Annotated in this window: 14 protein-coding genes and 1 pseudogene; 4 read left to right on the top strand and 11 right to left on the bottom strand. The window is 61.5% G+C overall.

Annotated features, from left to right (window positions below; all coding sequences use genetic code 11):
- The first annotated feature begins 3 nt into the window (after positions 1–3).
- Entirely contained in the window at positions 4–2,568 is a 2,565-nt protein-coding gene (locus PXT33_RS07380) for a heavy metal translocating P-type ATPase (RefSeq protein ID WP_332376232.1), read from the top strand.
- Positions 2,569–2,649: 81 nt separating this feature from the next.
- Here the strand turns inward: PXT33_RS07380 and PXT33_RS07375 are convergent, their stop codons facing one another.
- Together PXT33_RS07375 and PXT33_RS07370 are read right to left on the bottom strand one after the other, a co-directional pair.
- A complete protein-coding gene (locus tag PXT33_RS07375; RefSeq protein WP_097774883.1) occupies positions 2,650–2,916 on the bottom strand; it encodes a type II toxin-antitoxin system mRNA interferase toxin, RelE/StbE family in 267 nt (88 codons plus the stop codon).
- Positions 2,913–3,179 carry an AbrB/MazE/SpoVT family DNA-binding domain-containing protein gene (locus PXT33_RS07370; protein WP_097774882.1) on the bottom strand — a complete coding sequence of 89 codons (267 nt, stop codon included), beginning with the start codon at positions 3,177–3,179 and terminating at the stop codon, positions 2,913–2,915. The genes PXT33_RS07375 and PXT33_RS07370 overlap by 4 nt, the downstream gene beginning before the upstream one ends.
- 691 nt (positions 3,180–3,870) lie before the next feature.
- Here PXT33_RS07370 and PXT33_RS07365 point away from each other — a divergent pair.
- Positions 3,871–5,238: an AAA family ATPase gene (locus PXT33_RS07365; RefSeq protein WP_332376231.1), complete on the top strand. Its 1,368-nt coding sequence runs from the start codon at positions 3,871–3,873 to the stop codon at positions 5,236–5,238.
- 324 nt (positions 5,239–5,562) lie between these two features.
- Here the strand turns inward: PXT33_RS07365 and PXT33_RS07360 are convergent, their stop codons facing one another.
- Positions 5,563–6,603, bottom strand: coding sequence for a hypothetical protein (locus PXT33_RS07360; RefSeq protein WP_097774879.1), 1,041 nt, complete (start codon positions 6,601–6,603; stop codon positions 5,563–5,565).
- A 72-nt stretch (positions 6,604–6,675) separates the two neighbouring features.
- On the opposite strand from PXT33_RS07360, the gene PXT33_RS07355 reads away from it, so the two are divergent.
- Together PXT33_RS07355 and PXT33_RS07350 are read left to right on the top strand one after the other, a co-directional pair.
- A complete protein-coding gene (locus PXT33_RS07355) occupies positions 6,676–6,963 on the top strand; it encodes a YabP/YqfC family sporulation protein (RefSeq protein ID WP_332376230.1) in 288 nt (95 codons plus the stop codon).
- 9 nt (positions 6,964–6,972) lie between these two features.
- Positions 6,973–8,115 (top strand): sporulation protein YqfD, encoded by a 1,143-nt coding sequence (locus PXT33_RS07350; protein WP_332376228.1) that lies wholly within the window; start codon positions 6,973–6,975, stop codon positions 8,113–8,115.
- A 402-nt stretch (positions 8,116–8,517) separates the two neighbouring features.
- Here PXT33_RS07350 and hslO read toward each other — a convergent pair whose 3' ends face one another.
- From hslO to PXT33_RS07310, 8 genes and pseudogenes are all read right to left on the bottom strand, one after another.
- Positions 8,518–9,429 (bottom strand): Hsp33 family molecular chaperone HslO, encoded by a 912-nt coding sequence (hslO, locus tag PXT33_RS07345; RefSeq protein ID WP_120019739.1) that lies wholly within the window; start codon positions 9,427–9,429, stop codon positions 8,518–8,520.
- A gap of 4 nt (positions 9,430–9,433) precedes the next feature.
- Positions 9,434–10,183, bottom strand: coding sequence for a class I SAM-dependent methyltransferase (locus tag PXT33_RS07340; protein WP_005940360.1), 750 nt, complete (start codon positions 10,181–10,183; stop codon positions 9,434–9,436).
- A gap of 3 nt (positions 10,184–10,186) precedes the next feature.
- Positions 10,187–10,786, bottom strand: coding sequence for a ribosome biogenesis GTP-binding protein YihA/YsxC (gene yihA, locus PXT33_RS07335; RefSeq protein ID WP_005940358.1), 600 nt, complete (start codon positions 10,784–10,786; stop codon positions 10,187–10,189).
- A 170-nt stretch (positions 10,787–10,956) separates the two neighbouring features.
- A pseudogene (gene lon, locus PXT33_RS07330) lies at positions 10,957–13,415 on the bottom strand (endopeptidase La).
- Positions 13,412–14,101 (bottom strand): Gx transporter family protein, encoded by a 690-nt coding sequence (locus PXT33_RS07325; protein WP_347070538.1) that lies wholly within the window; start codon positions 14,099–14,101, stop codon positions 13,412–13,414. The pseudogene lon and the gene PXT33_RS07325 overlap by 4 nt, the downstream one beginning before the upstream one ends.
- Before the next feature lie 13 nt (positions 14,102–14,114).
- The gene (locus PXT33_RS07320) at positions 14,115–16,010 is read right to left on the bottom strand and encodes an ABC-F family ATP-binding cassette domain-containing protein (protein ID WP_332376227.1); all 1,896 of its coding nucleotides are present in this window, start codon (positions 16,008–16,010) and stop codon (positions 14,115–14,117) included.
- A gap of 35 nt (positions 16,011–16,045) precedes the next feature.
- The gene (locus PXT33_RS07315) at positions 16,046–16,786 is read right to left on the bottom strand and encodes a YjjG family noncanonical pyrimidine nucleotidase (RefSeq protein WP_044953456.1); all 741 of its coding nucleotides are present in this window, start codon (positions 16,784–16,786) and stop codon (positions 16,046–16,048) included.
- A gap of 95 nt (positions 16,787–16,881) precedes the next feature.
- Positions 16,882–17,103 carry a hypothetical protein gene (locus PXT33_RS07310; protein WP_005940342.1) on the bottom strand — a complete coding sequence of 74 codons (222 nt, stop codon included), beginning with the start codon at positions 17,101–17,103 and terminating at the stop codon, positions 16,882–16,884.
- Positions 17,104–17,147 lie beyond the last annotated feature (44 nt).

The following is a 17,147-nucleotide window of genomic DNA, read 5'->3' as shown; positions in this document are numbered from 1 at the left end:
TTTATGGAACAATACAACGTTACCGGCATGAGCTGCGCAGCCTGCTCCGCCCGGGTGGAGAAGGCCGTGAGCAAGGTGCCCGGCGTTGCCAGCTGCTCGGTGAGCCTGCTGACCAACTCCATGGGCGTGGAGGGCACCGCCAGCTCTGCCGAGATCATCAAGGCCGTGCAGGATGCAGGCTACGGTGCCAGCCCCAAGCGTGCGGGCGCGGCGGCTGCCAGCTCCACCAGCGCCGACCTTGACGCGCTGGCCGACCACGAGACCCCCAAGCTCAAGCGGCGGCTCATTGCGTCGCTGGGCTTTCTGCTGGTGCTGATGTACTTCTCCATGGGCCACATGATGTGGGGCTGGCCCCTGCCCCGCTGGTTCGACGGCAACCACATCGCCATGGGCCTTGTGCAGCTGCTGCTGGCGGGCATCGTCATGGTCATCAACCAGAAGTTCTTCATCAACGGCTTCAAGGGGCTCCTCCACGGCTCGCCCAACATGGACACGCTGGTGGCCATGGGTTCCATGGCTAGCTTTGTGTGGAGCACCTACGCCCTGTTCGCCATGACCCGCGCGCAGGTGGACGGCAACAGCGAGCTGGTCATGCATTATATGATGGAGTTCTACTTTGAGTCCGCCGCCATGATCTTGACCCTCATCACGGTGGGCAAGATGCTGGAGGCCCGCTCCAAGGGCAAGACCACCGACGCGCTCAAGAGCCTGATGAAGCTTGCCCCCAAGACCGCCACCCTGCTGCGGGACGGTGCCGAAGTGACCGTGCCCATCGAGCAGGTGCAGAAGGAGGACATCTTTGTGGTGCGCCCGGGCGAGAACATCCCCGTGGACGGCATCGTGCTGGAAGGCACCAGCGCCGTGAACGAGAGCGCCCTGACCGGCGAGAGCATCCCCGTGGACAAGGCTGCGGGCGATAAGGTGAGCGCTGCCACCACCAACCAGTCCGGTTTCCTGCAGTGCCGGGCCACCCGCGTGGGCGAGGACACCACCCTTGCCCAGATCATCCGGATGGTCAGCGATGCCGCCGCCACCAAGGCTCCCATTGCAAAAATCGCCGATACGGTGTCCGGTTTCTTCGTGCCTGCGGTCATTACCATTGCGGTGGTCACCACCATCGTGTGGCTGCTGCTGGGCCGGGAGCTGGGCTATGCGCTGGCCCGCGGCATCTCCGTGCTGGTCATCAGCTGCCCCTGTGCGCTGGGTCTGGCAACGCCGGTGGCCATCATGGTGGGCAACGGGCTGGGTGCAAAGAACGGCATCCTGTTCAAGACCGCCGCTTCGCTGGAAGCTGCAGGCCGCACCCAGATCGTGGCGCTGGACAAGACCGGCACCATCACCAGCGGTGAACCAAAAGTGACCGACATTCTGCCCGCCGAGGGCGTTTCCGAGACGGAGCTGCTCACCCTTGCCGCCGCACTGGAGCGCAAGAGCGAGCACCCGCTGGCAAAGGCCGTGCTGGCCTGCACCGACGCGCAGAAGCTCACCGCCCCCGAGGTATCCGGCTTTGCCGCCCTGCCGGGCAACGGTCTGGCCGCAAAGCTGGACGACGTGGAGATCTTTGGCGGCAATGCGTCCTTTATCGGCACCAAAGTCACCGTGCCCGCACAGCTGCAGGAGAAGGCCGCAGCCCTTTCCGCACAGGGCAAAACGCCCCTGTTCTTCGGCGGAGCAGGCCGTCTGCTGGGCATCATCGCGGTGGCCGATACCATCAAGGAGGACAGCCCCCGCGCCATCCGGGAGCTGCAGGCCATGGGCATCCGCGTGGTGATGCTCACCGGTGACAACCAGCGCACTGCCGATGCCATTGGCAGGCAGGCCGGTGTGGACGAGGTGATCGCAGGTGTGCTGCCCGACGGCAAGGAAGCGGTCATCCGCCAGCTGCAGGCATCCGGCAAGGTGGCCATGGTGGGCGATGGCATCAACGATGCCCCGGCCCTGACCCGTGCCGACACCGGCATCGCCATCGGCGCAGGCACCGACGTTGCCATCGACGCGGCGGACGTGGTGCTGATGAACTCCAAGCTGTCGGACGTGCCCGCCGCCATCCGCCTGAGCCGCGCTGCCCTGCGCAACATCCACGAAAACCTGTTCTGGGCGTTCATCTACAACATCATCGGCATCCCGCTGGCCGCAGGCGTGTTCATCCCCTTCGGCCTGACGCTGAACCCCATGTTCGGTGCTGCTGCCATGAGCCTTTCCAGCTTCTGCGTGGTAAGCAACGCCCTGCGCCTGAACCTGTTCGACGTGCACAGCACAAAGCACGATCGTGCGGCAAAAAATGCTGCTTCCCTGCCCGCTGTCTCCGCACAGCCCGCAGCGGTTGCAAATAAAGAGAGTACCAAGGAGGACACTGCTATGAAAAAGACCCTGAAGGTGGAAGGCATGATGTGCGGCCACTGCGAAGCCCGCGTGAAGAAGGCTCTGGAAGCCCTGCCCGAGGTGGACGAGGCCGTGGTGAGCCACGAGGCCGGCACCGCCATCGTCACCCTGAACGCCGAGGTCGCCGACGACGTGCTGAAGAAGGCCGTTGAGGATCAGGACTATCCTGTGACCGGCATCCAGTAAACCGCCGCTGAATACTCCCCATCAAATGGAAAGGCCGCTGCATGTGAACCGCAGCGGCCTTTTTATCGTGTTTACAGGCTTTTAAAATTGATTCAGAATATCATGGTGTCCGATGTCCAACAGCAGAATGATCGTATCACCGTCGTACTGCCAGATAACCCGCACATCCATGTTTACGCTGAACTCGAACAAGTCTACCGTGCCTTGAATACGCTTTGTGCGCAGCGACGGATACAGCGGGTCCATTTCCAGAATTTCCAGCTTCTTTTTCAGCTGCGCCCGCTCCGCTGCGTTCAAACGCTTCAGGTTCTTTATGAATCGTTTGGTGTAGGTGATCTTGTAATTCATTCGTCCGCACCGTCCAGCGCTTCAAACAGTGCGTCCACAGTGTCGAACACCGGCTGCTCCCCTGCCGCAATTTTGGCCTTTGCTTCGTTGATCTCGCTGCGCAGCTCGTCCAGATACTTTTTGGGGTAAACGGCTACCGGCATCAGCTCGATCACGCCATCCTTCTCCACGATCTCCAGCTTGTCGCCCTCCCGCAGGCCCATCTTCATTACAATATCCTTTGGAATGGTGATTTGGGATTTTGTCCTCAATTCCGTCAGCATCCTTCATTCTCCTTTGTGCGATTTTCTTACTTTCTCACTTTTATTATACTCTGCTTTTTTCAAAAAGCAACCATGCACCATAAAATTTTACAAAGCGTCGTTTCTGTGGGTTCTTATTGTATTTCGTCAGAAAGTATGCTAAACTAAAAATACCGCCTGAAAAGGCGGTGATTAGGTGCTATCTGCAAGCGCAGGTGGTCATGCTTCCCTCCGGCAAGCGTCCGGGGGACGTAAAAGCTTATTGTTTGTTCCCCCGTTCGCAAACGCGGAAGGGGGGATGCATCATGGTGTTGAACGATGTTCTGCAGCTGTTCGTCATTGTTGGCGGCACAGTTGGGATTACATTTCAGATCGCATGGGCAATCTTCAAAGAGATCCATAACAATAAGAAATGACCGCCCCTGTCTCCAAACGGTAAGCGGTCATTCTTATTGATCCAACCGGAAGGAGCTGACCATTGCGGACAGCACCTTTTCTATTTGTAGTATAGTTATTTTTTGCCGTTTTGTCAAGAGAAGGTGCCCGCCTTCTCTTTTTCTTTCCCCATTTTCCTGTGCATTTTCACCCCGGAAGCTGTGGCTTTTTGCGCAAAAACTATTTGTTGACACGTTGTTTTTTCAGAGTTATACTTATAGCAACAACATTTGGTTTTACTTCCAGTTATAAACCACAGCGAAAGGAGAAATGTATTTTGGGAGTATCCATTCAGGACCGCACAGACTTTCTGAACATGCTGGATGCCTGCAGGACCGAGCAGCAGCTGTTCAGCCGCCTGACCTTTGCGGTAATGTTCCACCAGACCGACCCGGATGCACGGGAAGACCTGCTGGACGACGTGCGCGGCGCAGCCTGCAGCATGCAGCTGCCCGCCGTCAATTACAAGATCGATCAATGGCTCAACACCTGCAAGCAGGCGTGGCAGGCCGACCCCGCAGCCTTTATGGCAGCCGTGAACGCGGACGCAAAGCAGCGCAAGCTTGCGCTGGAGGGCAGCGCGGCGCAGCCCGGCCTGCTGGCCGATGTGCCCATGCAGAGCGTGGCGTGGCTGGTGCCGCAGCTGCTGCCGCTGGGCGAAGTGTCGCTGCTGGGTGCCGACGGCGGCACCGGCAAGGGCATCTGGCAGGCACAGCTCATTGCCTATGTGACGGCGGGCAAGACCTCCGGCTTTTTTCCGCTGCCGCCGCAGCAGACCGGCAAGGTGCTGCTGCTTGCGGGCGAGGACGACCCCGGCAAGGTGCTCAAGGCCCGTCTGCTGGCGGCCGGGGCCGACATGAACCGGGTGCTGGTGCTGACCGCCGACGACTACTTTGGCAAGACCGGCCAGCCCCTTACCCTCAAGGATCAGGCACTGGCGGATTTTGCCGCCAAGGCCGGGCCGCTGCTGCTCATCGTGGACCCGCTGCAGAGCTTTCTGCCCGCCGATGTGGAGATGGCAAGCCGCAACCAGATGCGCGGTGCCCTACTGCCGCTGCGCGCCATTGCCGCAAAGCAGGGCTGCGCGGTGCTCATCGTGATGCACTCCAACAAAAAGCAGGGCGTTTCCGGCCGCGCACGTCTGGCCGACAGCTCGGATATCTGGGACATGGCCCGCAGCGTGCTGATGATGGGCCGCGCCAAGAACGACGGCAAAATTTATCTCAGCCACGAGAAAAACAGCTACGCCCGCCCCCAGCAGACGGTGCTGCTGCACATCGACGATGTGGAGGTGGAGGGCGTAAAGACCGCGCGGGCCGTGTTTGACGGCTACACCGACAAGAAGGATGCCGACTTCATTGAGGAGCGGCGGGTGCGCACAGCGGAGACCCGGCAGGACACCCGCAGCGCCATCCTGAACGTTCTGTCCGAGAGCCGCCTTGGGTCGATGGCAAATCCTCAACTCAAAAGTGCTGTACTTCAGGAGATCAAGTGCAGTGAAGCCACTTACAAACGCTCGTATGCTGAGCTTGTACGGGATGGCGACATTGCAAAATATCAGCTGTGCCAAAAGGACGGCGCGCGAGGGTGGTTTACCCGGCTGGCCTACCGTGGAGAAACACATGATACAGTGAGAAATATATAACTTACTTATGTTTCTTTTTGCCAGTGTATCAAGTTGATACACTGGCCTGCCCTGATACACTGACGCACTGTATCAATCAAGGGGGCACTGTATCAGCTTGATACACTGCATTTTTCATCGCATCAGCGTCAATAATCTGCCACTGTATCAGATAACGCTCCTACAGTAGCACCTGATAAAGTTTCCTGAAACCGTAGGCTGCGTGCTGGCAGCTTTCTCCGCGAACAGCCCGGAACCCACGGTTCCGCCCCTGTGCTTACGCACGGGGCCCCACTTCCCGGACATTCGCTGGAGAAACTCCCAGCCCACAGCCCAGCCCGCACCTTAACTCCTCGCCAACTCCTCCACCGTAATGCAGCACACGGCAAAGGCCAGCAGGGCGCAGTCCAGCGGGACACGGCGCAGCACCACCACCCGTTCGGTCAGGGTGGTAAAGGTCTGCACGGCCTGCACCGGCACGGTGCTGCCCAGCCAGAACAGCGCCACCGAAAGCGGCAGATGCACCGCCCGCGCTGCCAGCAAAGGCCGCAGCGAGATCTCGGCCGGGCAGATGGTGCGCACCTGCAAAAGCACCGACACCCCCTGCACACTGAGCGCCGCACAGCACAGCGTGCTGGCCCACAGCCCGGTGCGGGCGGCCTGATCGCAGCCGGAACACACTTCCAGCAGCATGGCGGGCAGCGCCGCCCACGGCTGTGGCAGCAATGCCCCGCACCCTGCCGCCAGCAGCCGGAAGTACAGCACAAAGCCGCAGAGCTTCAGGTAGGTCACTGCCGCCTGCGCGATCACCGCGTCCAGTGCGGGCAGCGGAATGGTTTCCCCCTGCGCGGGTGGAGCCTGCCCGGCCCCGCCCTGCATCCGGCACAGCAGCGCCGCCGTGAGGTATCCCGCCAGCAGCTGGGCCGCAAACAGCCGCACCCCCACCGCGCGGCTGCCCAGCATCTGCTGCCCTACCGTGAGGATGACAAAGGACGGCCCGCTGCACACACAGGCGGGCAGCAGCGCCGAGGCCTGCCGGGAGGTGAGCTGACCGGTGCGCACGGCTTCGGACGCAGCCACCGCCGCCGGTGCAAAGCCCCCCAAGGCCCCAATGAGCAGCACGCCGCCCGCACCCTTTGCCCGGATGCCCATGAGCCGCGCCGCAGGCCGGAACACAAAGCCCAGCCACTGCCCGGCCCCGCAGCCTGCCGCCAGCGCCGATACGATGAGGAACGGAAACAGCGATACCAGCAGCGGCCCGCCGCACAGCCGCAGCCCCGCCTGCAGGGCATCGGCACAGCGCTGCGGCGCGGCAAACACCAGAAACGCCGTGTACCCTGCCAGCGCCAGCAGCACGCCCCGCCGGAAATTCCAGCTTCGATTCATAACTCAGCCCTCCGCATCCATATATATGTAGCAGCGCGCCGCGGGCAGAACTGCGGGATGGGAGGGAATGGGATGTGTGCCAAGCGCAAAAAGCGGCTTTTGCTGCAAAGCTGGCTGGCCCTGCTGTTCCGTCAGCCGCCGCAGGGCTTTTACCACGCCCCTGCCGTCTACCTGAGCGGGGGCCGCATGGAGGTGGAGCACTTTTGCCGCATCCTGACCTACAGCCCTGACCGGCTGTGCCTGCAGATGCCCCATGGCCGGTTGACCATCTACGGCGACGGGCTGAAGATCGTTGCCCTTACCGCCAGCCGCCTGACCCTGCGGGGGCGGTTCGTGCGCACGGACTTTGCGGATGACTAGGAGGTGCCCATGGAACCGGTAAGCCTTTGGGCCGCGGTGGAGTTCACCGCATGCAATGGCAGCACCGAAGCCCTGCTTACCGCTGCCGCCCGGGCCGGGCTGCATCCCTACGGGGTAACGGCCCTGCCGGGAGGGTTTGGCGGGCGGTGCGCCGCGTGGCAGTACCCGCGCCTTGCCGCGCTGGCCCGCAAGCACCGGGTGCGGCTGCGCATCCGCCGGAAACTGGGGCTGTATTTCTGCCTGCGCCCCTTGCTGCGCCGGGCCGGGCTTTGGGCGGGGCTGGCGGTGTTTGTGCCGCTGCTGCTCTTTGCACAGCAGTTCGTCTGGTATGCGGACACCTCTTCCCTCACCACCGGACAGGCTGCGCGGGCCTGCGCCGTCCTGCGGGAAGCGGGCCTGCAGCCCGGTGCGGCTGTGACCGAGGCAAAGCTCACCGCCGGGGAGTACGCCCTTTTGCACAGCGGCGAGTTCTCCTGGGCCAGCCTGAATTTTGCCAAAGGGCGGCTGGTGGTGGAAGCCGCCGCGGCCAGGCCCAAGCCGGACATTGCCGCCGGAACGCTGCATGGCATCCGGGCAAAATGCAGCGGCACTGTTCTGCGCACGAACCTTACCAGCGGCACCATGCTGGTGCAGCCGGGCCAGCAGGTGGAAGCCGGGCAGGGCCTCATTGGCACAGCCCGCGCCGAGCGGGACGGCACCCTGATCTTTGCGCCCGCCGCCGGAACGGTGGTTGCGCAGTTTGAGTGGAGCGACACCCGCACCGTGCCCTTGGAAGAGACGGTGCAGCAGTACACCGGCGCGTGCACCCGCGCATACCGGGTGACAGCGTTCGGGCACACCTTCTCCCTGCCCGCCGCGCCTGCGCCGGAACATGCGGCGGTGATCCTCCGGCACTTTCAGCCGGAGGTGCCGCTGCTGGGCCTTGCCCTGCCCTGCTCTGTGGAGGAGACCTGCCGCTATGTGCAGCAGCCGGAAACGCTGCGCCGCACCGAAGCGCAGGCCGCCGCGCTGGCCCGGCTGCAAAGCCTGCAGGCGCTGTACGCCGCATGGCCGGACGCGGAGCACATCGCCCGCAAAGAGGACTGCACCGTGAACGGCAATGTACTGGACTATACCGTTACCTACACCGTGGCAGCGGACATCTGCGGGTGAAAGGATTCCCGTTGTAATTCGCCAAAAAGTATGTTAAACTAAAAATACCGCCTGAAAAGGCGGTGATTAGGTGCTGTCTGCAAGCGCAGGTGGTCATGCTTCCCTCCGGCAAGCGTCCGGGGGACGTAAAAGCTTATTGTTTGTTCCCCCGTTCGCAAACGCGGAAGGGGGGATGCATCATGGTGTTGAACGATGTTCTGCAGCTGTTCGTCATTGTTGGCGGCACAGTTGGGATTACATTTCAGATCGCATGGGCAATCTTCAAAGAGATCCATAACAATAAGAAATGACCGCCCCAATCTCCAAACCGTGGCGGTCATTCTTATTGATCTAACCGGAAGGAGCTGACCATTGCGGACAGCGCCTTTTCTATTTGTAGTATAGTTGTTTTTTAGCGGTTTGTCAAGTTCCCTGCTCTGCAGCGGCACGTTCCGCCGCCTGCGCGTCGTACTCGGCAAGCAGGTCGTTGAGGTCGTACTGGTACTTGCTGTGGCAGAAGTGGCACACCACCTCGCAGGCGGGGTCCTCGTCGCGCATCCTCACCAGCTCCTTGCGGCCAAGGCTGAACAGCATCTCCTTGGTGCGCTCGGCGCTGCAGTCGCACTGGTAGTGCACATCGCGCTCGTCCAGCACATTGGGTTCAAAACCCGCCAGCGCCAGCTGCATCATGTCCTCGGGGGTCTTGCCCTCGTGCAGCAGGGTGGTGACGGACGGCATGGCCGCGATGTTCTTTTCCAGCTGATCGATCTCCGCATCGGTGGCACCGGGCAGCAGCTGCACCATAAAGCCGCCTGCGCACAGGATGGACAGGTCCTTGTCCACCAGCACGCCCAGCGCCATGACGGTGGGCACCTGCTCGCTGTAGGCGTAGTAGGCGGTCAGGTCCTCGGCGATCTCACCGGAGACCAGCGGCACCTGCCCCACGGTAGGCTCCTTCTGCAGGCGGTTATCCCGGATGACGGTGAGCACACCGTCTTTGCCCACAGCGCCGCCCACATCCAGGTGGCCGTTCGGCTTTGCGGGCAGCTCCACCAAGGGGTGATCGATGCAGCCCTTCACGTTGCCGGTGCCGTCGGTGCAGGCAATGACCACGCCCGCCGGGCCGCCGCCGGACACACGCAGGGTGATCTGGTCACGGTCGTCCTTGAGCATGGAGCCCATCAGGGCCGCGCCGGTGAGCAGACGGCCCAGTGCCGCGCTGCAGGTGGCGCTGGTGGTGTGCAGCTTTTCGGCCTTGCGGACGATCTGGGTGGAATCCACGCCACAGAACACGACCCCGCCGTTCTCCGACAGGCCGCGGATCAGATTTGCCATAAAGTTATCCCTCCAATTGTGTATACTGCTTGACTGCGCAGAAGAAATAGCGCTGGCTGTCCTCGGTCAGCGGGCCGAAGGTCTCGCCGTCGCAGACGCTTTCCAGCGCAAAGCCGTGCTTTTCCAGCGCGGTGCGGATGGTGTCAAGGTCATAGGTGTACTCGCAGAACTGTTCGTGGAAGTGCTCGCCGGTCTCGTGGTAGTCGATGTCCACGGTGATCTCCACGCGGCGGTTGGCGGCATCGTAGTGGTTGCGCCACACACAGGCGGCATCCTCTTCCTCAAAGGTGAACGCGTTGTCGCCCAGCACGTTCCGGTGCTTGTAGGGCGTGTTCATATCGAACAGGAACACCCCGCCCTTCTCCATGAAAAAGCCCGCGTTGGCAATGGCGGTGTCGAGGTCCGGGATGTGGTTGAAGGTGTCAAAGGTGGACACCGCGCCCCGGATGGTGCCGTACAGATCCAGCTTGAGCAGGTCCTGCCGGAGCAGCAGCAGCCTGCCGGAAAGGCCCAGCTGTTCGGCCTTATCGCGCACAACGCAGAGCATCTCCTCGGACTGGTCAATGCCGATCATATCATAGCCCGCCTGCGTGAGCATCAACGTCAGCTCACCGGTGCCGCAGCCAAGGTCGGCAAGGATGCCGTCGTGGATGCCGTGCTCCTTGAGCTTTGCATGGATGTGGGCATACAGGGCATCGTAATCGGCTTCGCCGTTGAATTCATCGTAGAAATAGGCAAATTCGTTGTAGGCCATGGTTTACTCCGCTTCCTGTTCCCCGGCCACAGCGGCATTGAGCACCGCCTGCAGCTCCGGGATGCCGTAGCCGTTCTCGCCGCTGGTCAGCACCACCTTCTGGCAGCCATAGGGGCGGCAGAGGTTCTCAAAGTCTTCCAGCGTCTTGGCCAGCTGGCTCTTTTTGAGCTTGTCGGCCTTGGTCAGGGCCACCACGTAGGGGATCTGGTGATAGTGCAGGTAGCGCAGCATCTGCTCATCGTCGGCGCTGGGGGCGTGGCGGCAGTCCAGCAGCTGCACCAGCAGGGTGTGGTGGCGGGGTGCTTCAAAGTAGCTGTTGATGAGGTCGTCCCAGCGCTCACGGTCGGCGTTGCTCACCTTGGCGTAGCCGTAGCCGGGCAGGTCCACAAAGTAGCAGTCGTCCACCGAATAGAAATTGATGGTGGCCGTTTTGCCCGGCGTACTGGACACGCGGGCAAGGTTTTTGCGGCTGCACAGCTTATTGATGAGGCTGGATTTGCCCACGTTGGACCGCCCCGAAAAGCTCAGCTCCGGGCGGTCGCTCTCGGGCAGCTGGCTGGAAATGCCGTAGCTGGCAATGAAATCAGCTTTGTTGTAATTCATGGAGCTTTCCTTTCTTGTGGTACGTCAAACCCTCTCAGTCTCGTCACTTCGTTCCTCGCCAGCTCCCCCGAAGGGGGAGCTCTTTCATCTGGTGGAAAACATCCCTTAAGCTCCCCCCTTCGGGGGAGCTGGCACGGCGCAAGCCGTGACTGAGAGGGTTTCTATTGTTCTCAGCACACCGCGCCGGGCTGGGGCTTTTCTGCGGTGGGCGGCACGATGGCGGCATCTGCCGCCTTTTTCTTTGCATGGGTGCGGCTGGGAGCCTTGGCCTTCTTTGCGTTCTGGGGCTTGAGCAGGGCCGCGTTCAGCACCTGTGTCAGGCTCTGCATGGGCAGGAAGGTGAGGTTCTTCTTCACTTCGTCGTCCACCTCATACAGGTCGGGTTCGTTGTCCTTGGGGATGAGCACCGTTTTCATGCCCTCGCGGTAAGCCGCCATGCTCTTTTCCCGCAGGCCGCCGATGGGCAGCACGTTGCCGTGCAGGGTGATCTCGCCGGTCATGGCCACATCACCGCGCACCGGGATGCCGGACAGGCAGGACACCAGCGCCGTGGTCAGGGTGACACCGGCAGAAGGGCCGTCCTTGGGCACTGCGCCCTCCGGGGCGTGGATGTGCAGGTCGCACTTCTTGAGCTTTTCCGGGTCGATGCCGTACTCGGCGGCGTGCACGCGCACCCACGTAACGGCCAGCTGAGCGCTCTCCTTCATCACGTCGCCCAGCGAACCGGTGACGGTGATCTTGCCGCTGCCGTTGTCCATCACCTGCACCTCGATGGGCAGGGTCTCGCCGCCCACGCTGGTCCATGCCAGACCGTTGGCGATACCCACCGCATTGGTGCGGTTGAGGAAGTCGGGCTTGACGAAGCGGGGGCCAAGCAGCTGTTCCAGCATGGTGCCGGTAACGGAGACGCTTTCCACCTCGCCTGCGGCGATCTTGCGGGCGCACTTGCGCAGCACGCTGGTGATGGTGCGTTCCAGATTGCGCACACCGGCCTCGCGGGTGTAGCCGTCGATGATGCCGTACAGCGCGCTCTGGCTCAGCGTGACCTTGCCGGTCAGGCCGCAGGCCTTGAGCTGCTTGGGCAGCAGGTGCTTGCGGGCAATGTTGTATTTTTCCACGCGGGTGTAGCTGGGCAGCTCGATCACGTCCATGCGGTCACGCAGGGGCCGGGGATGCTGCCAAGGTCGTTGGCGGTGGTGATAAAGAGCACATGGCTCAAATCGAACGGGATATCGATGAAATGATCGTTGAAGGTGCTGTTCTGCTCCGGGTCCAGCGCTTCCAGCAGGGCTGCGGCCGGGTCGCCGCGGAAGTCGCCTGCCAGCTTGTCGATCTCGTCCAGCAGCATGAGGGGGTTCGCGCTCTTGGCAGAGATCATGGCAGTGATGATCTTGCCGGGCATCGCGCCGATGTAGGTGCGGCGGTGGCCGCGGATCTCGGCTTCATCCCGCACGCCGCCAAGGCTGATGCGCACATACTTGCGGCCCAGACTTTCGGCGATGGAGCGTGCAATACTGGTCTTGCCCACGCCCGGAGGGCCTACAAGGCAGATGATCTGTGCCTTCACGTCCGGTGCCAGCTTGCGCACGGCCAGCGTTTCCAGAATGCGGTCCTTCACCTTTTTCAGGCCGTAGTGGTCGCGGTCCAAAATCTGCTGTGCGCGGCTGATATCAAGGTCGTCCACCGTAAAGGTGTTCCACGGCAGGTCAAGGCAGGTGTCCAGATAGGTGCGGATGACCGTTGCCTCCTGATTGGAGCCCTGCATCTTGGCAAGGCGGTCCACTTCCTTGAGCAGCTTCTTCTCGCTGTCCTCGGCAAGGTGCAGTCCGGTGATCCTGCGGCGGTACTCGTCGGCCTCGGCGTGGGTGTCGTCGCCCTCGCCCAGCTCGTCGCTGATGATGTGCAGCTGTTCGTGCAGGTAGTAATCGCGCTGGTTCTTGTCCATGGACTCGTTGACCTTTTCCGCGATCTCCTTTTCAATTTTCATCACCTGACACTCACGGCGCAGCATCTCGATGAGCTTTTTCAGCCGTCCGTTCAGGGTGCCCTCGTCCATCACAGCCTGCTTGTCCTCGTAGCGGAACAGCAGATTTGCGGGCATGTACTCGCTGAGGAAGGCGGGGTCGTCGCTGGAAACGATGGCAAACACCACGTCCTTGCCAAGGCGCGGGTTCATGCCAAGGTACTCGTCAAACCCGGCCTTGAGGGCGCGCAGCAGCGCTTCGGTTTCCACGGCATCGTCGGCCTTGCCTGCGCGCACCGGGGCCGGGCGCACCTCCGAAAGCAGAAAATCGCCGCTGGCATCCAGTGCACTGAGCTTTGCGCGGTACTTGCCCTCCACCAGGACCTTTACAAGGTCCCCGGAGACGCGCAGCACCTGCTTGACCTCGGCCACCACGCCGTAGCTGAACAGGTCTGCCTGCTGCGGCTCGGTGGTGTCCATGGACTTCTGTGCCACCAGAAACACGTTGGAATTATTTGCCATTGCCCACTCCACGGCGGCAATGCTCTTTTCGCGGCCCACCTCAAAGTGGACGAGATTGTTGGGGAACACCACCAGCCCGCGCAGGGCGATGGTGGGCAGATGCAGCTTTTTGCGCTCCACCTTGATGGTAACTTTTTCACTCATAGTGCAAACACCTCCCGGCTGCCGCGCACTTTCCCACGGCGGCAGCGCTGTATGCAAGAGATTTTATCTTTAAAATAGCAGGTTGTTTCCTTATTATACTGATTTCCGGCCAAAATGCAACTGTGATGCATGGACGGTTGGTTATTCCCCCGCTTTTCCTGCGTGGAGAAGCCCATTTTGCCAAGAGCCGGCAGCAGGGCCTTGAGGGTGATGGAGGTCAGTGCGCCCATCACAAGGCCCAGCACCAGCATGACCGGCGCATAGTAGAACGACAGCGAGGACGAGATGATCACGCCTGCACCCAGCAGCTGGCCAATGTTGTGGGCCAGTGCGCCGCATACGGACAGGATGAACCAGGTTGGCCGCACCGGCAGCAGATAGTACAGCACCCACATCACCAGCAGGGACAAAAGGCCGCCGCACAGCGAGAGAAAGCCCGCCGTGAAGCCGGACACCAGAAACACGAACAGTGCCTTGAGCACGTCCAGCACCAGCGCCTGCCTTGGCCCCATGAAAAACAGCGCGTACATCACCACGATGTTGGCAAGGCCCAGCTTCATGCCCGGCAAAAGGCCCGGGATGGTGAGCGTGCCCTCAATGAACGAAAGTGCCATGGCCAGCGCAAACAGCAGGCCGGAAAGGGCGATGCGGCGCGTTTTTTCGTAACTGCGTCTGTTTTGGGGCATGCTGCACCCTCCTTTACTCTTCGGTCTGCTGGCTCTGCTCGTAGCTTTCCTGCTCTTCCATGGCGGCTTCCCACGCGGCAAACAGCTCTTCCTGATGGAAGCGCAGGTCGCTCAGCTCGTCGCTCTTCTGACGCAGCAGATCGGGGTCGTTGTACACCTCCGGCGAGTTGATCTCGTTGTCCAGCTCCACTTCGCGTGCACCGCGGGCTTCCATCTCGTCCTCGCAGGCTTTGATCTTGGCCCGCAGCTCTGCGCGGCGGCGGCGCTGCTCCCTGCCGTAGCCGGTCTTGGCCGGTTCGGCGGCCTTCTGCACGGCAGGGGCCGGGGCGTTGCGGCCCATCAGGGCATCGTAGCTGGGGTAGAGGGTGGCCTTGCCGTCCTCAAGGTAGAGGATGGGGCAGGCCAGACTGTTCATCAGGTGGCGGTCATGGGTGACCAGCAGCAGCGTGCCGGTGTAGGCCATGAGGGCCTCGGTAAGATTTTCGCGGGTGTAGATGTCCAGATGGTTGGTGGGTTCGTCCAGAAACAGCAGGTTGGGCCGTTCCAGCACGATCTCCGCAAAGCGCAGGCGGGCCAGCTCGCCACCGGAAAGCGCCTCGCAGGGCTTGAACACCGTCTCGCCCCGGAAGCCCAGCTTTGCCAGATGGCTGCGCACCTCCAGCTCGGTCATGCGGGGGTACTTGTTCCAGATCACATCGATGACCCGGCCCTGCCCCAGACGGTTCTGCTGCTGGGCAAAGATGCTGGGCCGTGCGCCGGTGCCCAGCCGCACCATGCCGCCGGAGGGGCGGCGCTTGCCGTCCAGCACCTGCATCAGGGTGGACTTGCCCGCGCCGTTGGGGCCTGCGATCACCAGCCGCTGGCCGCGGCACACCGTGTAGGTAAAGGGTTCCAGCAGGGTGCACTCCCCTATTTTGATGGTCAGGTTCTTGAGCAGCACCAGTTCGTTCCACGGTTCTACGTCATATTCAAACCGGAACTTGAGCTGGTTGGTCTCGTCCTTGGGCGCTTCGGTGATCTCCAGCTTTTCCAGCTGCCTGCGGCGGCTCTGGGCCATTTTGGTGGTGGAAGCGCGCACAAGGTTGCGGTCCACGTAGTCCTGCAGCTTTTCGGCCAGTGCCACATCTGCATCGTGCTGCTTCTGGCGCAGGGCATCGGCGGCTTCCTTCTGGGGCAGGTAGGCCGAGAAGTTGCCCTTGTAGGTGGTCATGGTCTGGAAGGAGACCTCCCAGATCTTCGTACACACGTTATCGAGGAAGTAGCGGTCGTGGCTGACCACCAGCACCGCACCGGAATAGCTTTTGAGGTAGTTTTCCAGCCATTCCATGGTGGCAAAGTCCAGGTGGTTGGTGGGCTCGTCCAGAATGAGCACGTCCGGCTTTTCCAGCAGCAGCTTTGCCAGCCGCAGCCTCGTCAGCTCGCCGCCGGAGAGCACCGCAATGTTCTTCTGCCATGTATCCTGCGCAAAGCCCATGCCGGACAGCACCTTTTTGATGTTCACATCCATGTTGTAGCCGTCGGCGGCATCCACGATGTTCTGCAGCTGGTCGTGCCGGGCCAGCAGCTCCGTGTCGTCCGGCTGCGCGGCCATTTTGCGTTCCAGCACCTGCATCTGGGCCATGGCATCCAGCACAGGGGCAAAGGTGGAGCGCATCTCGCCGTAGAGATCCAGCGTGGCATCCAGCTTTGCGTTCTGTTCCAGATAGCCCAGCGTCACGCCATGGGTCACGCTGAACTCACCTTCGTAGTCCTGGTACTCGCCGGTCAAAATCTTGAGCAGGGTGGTCTTGCCCGCGCCGTTCTGGCCCACGATGCCGATGCGGTCCTCCCGCTCGACACTGGCGGTCACATCGTGCAGCACGATCTTTTCGCCAAAGCTCTTGCCTAGTTTTTCCAAATGTATCAGCATAGTTTTATGATCCCGTTCTCCATCCGCTTATTGGCTCAGCACTGGTGGCGGCGGTTCTTCAGGCCCACATTGGCCAGCTCTTCCTGCTCCATCACCAGCGGGTACAGCTCTTTCAGGTCTGCGATCTCGTAGGTGGGCACCACCTTGCCGGGGTTCTCGGCGTGGCTGGGGTTATACCAGCAGGTGTCAAGGCCCGCATTCACGCCGCCCTGAATGTCGCTGCTCAGGCCGTCGCCCACCACCAGCACATGCTCGCGGTTCTCCACGCCAAGGGCGCGCAGGGCCGCATCAAAAATTCTGCGGTTCGGCTTTTCGCTGTCCATCTTCTCGGAGACGAACACGTCCTCCATAAAGTTCAGCACACCGCTCTCGGCCAGACGGCGGATCTGCACCTTCTGGAAGCCGTTGGTCACAACGGCCAGCGTTGCCACCTCGGAAAGCTCCCGCAGCACATCCAGCACTTCCGGCCCCATCAGGTCCGGGTGGGTGGAGAGCTGTTCCAGATAGAAGCGGTTCATCTCGGCTCCGTCACCGGCGGCATCAATGGCCTTGAGGAAGCGGGTGAACCGCTCCGCCATGAGCTTTTCCCGTTTGATCTGGCCTTTTTCCAGCTGCCGCCACAGCTCCGAGTTGATGGTGCGGTAGGTCTGCACCGTTTCTGCATCCGGCTCAATGCCGTAGTTCACCAGCGTTTCGGCCAGTGCCTTGCTTTCGGCTGCGTCAAAGTTCAGCAGGGTGTTGTCTGCATCGAACAGCACGCAATAATATTTTGCCATAAACCTTCCCTCTTTTCCTTCTGCCATGGCCTCAGCTGCCATGCGCTCAACAACAGGCAGAAGCCAGCCCTGCCGTAAACAGAGCTGGCTTCACATCATTCTGTTACAATTTCGTACGATGGTACGTCCGTCTGCTCCGGGTCGTTGTCCGGGCAGGTGGTTTTGACATCACAGGGGGTGGCAGCACACTTTGCCATTTCCTCTTCCAGCGCGCCGTTGTCCACGTTCTCCCAGTCGGTGCCGTAATCATCCACGCTGCCGTCGGTCACGTTCTCTTCCCCGGGCAGCGCCGGGATGCGGGGTTCCTCGTAATACATGCAAACGCCTCCCTTCCTGCCAGCCTATGCGGCACAGCAGGCCG

The organism is Faecalibacterium taiwanense (assembly GCF_036632915.2).
Classification (GTDB): domain Bacteria; phylum Bacillota; class Clostridia; order Oscillospirales; family Ruminococcaceae; genus Faecalibacterium; species Faecalibacterium taiwanense.
The sequence above is the reverse complement of the archived record's forward strand: the minus strand, read 5'-3'. Positions and strand labels throughout refer to the sequence as shown.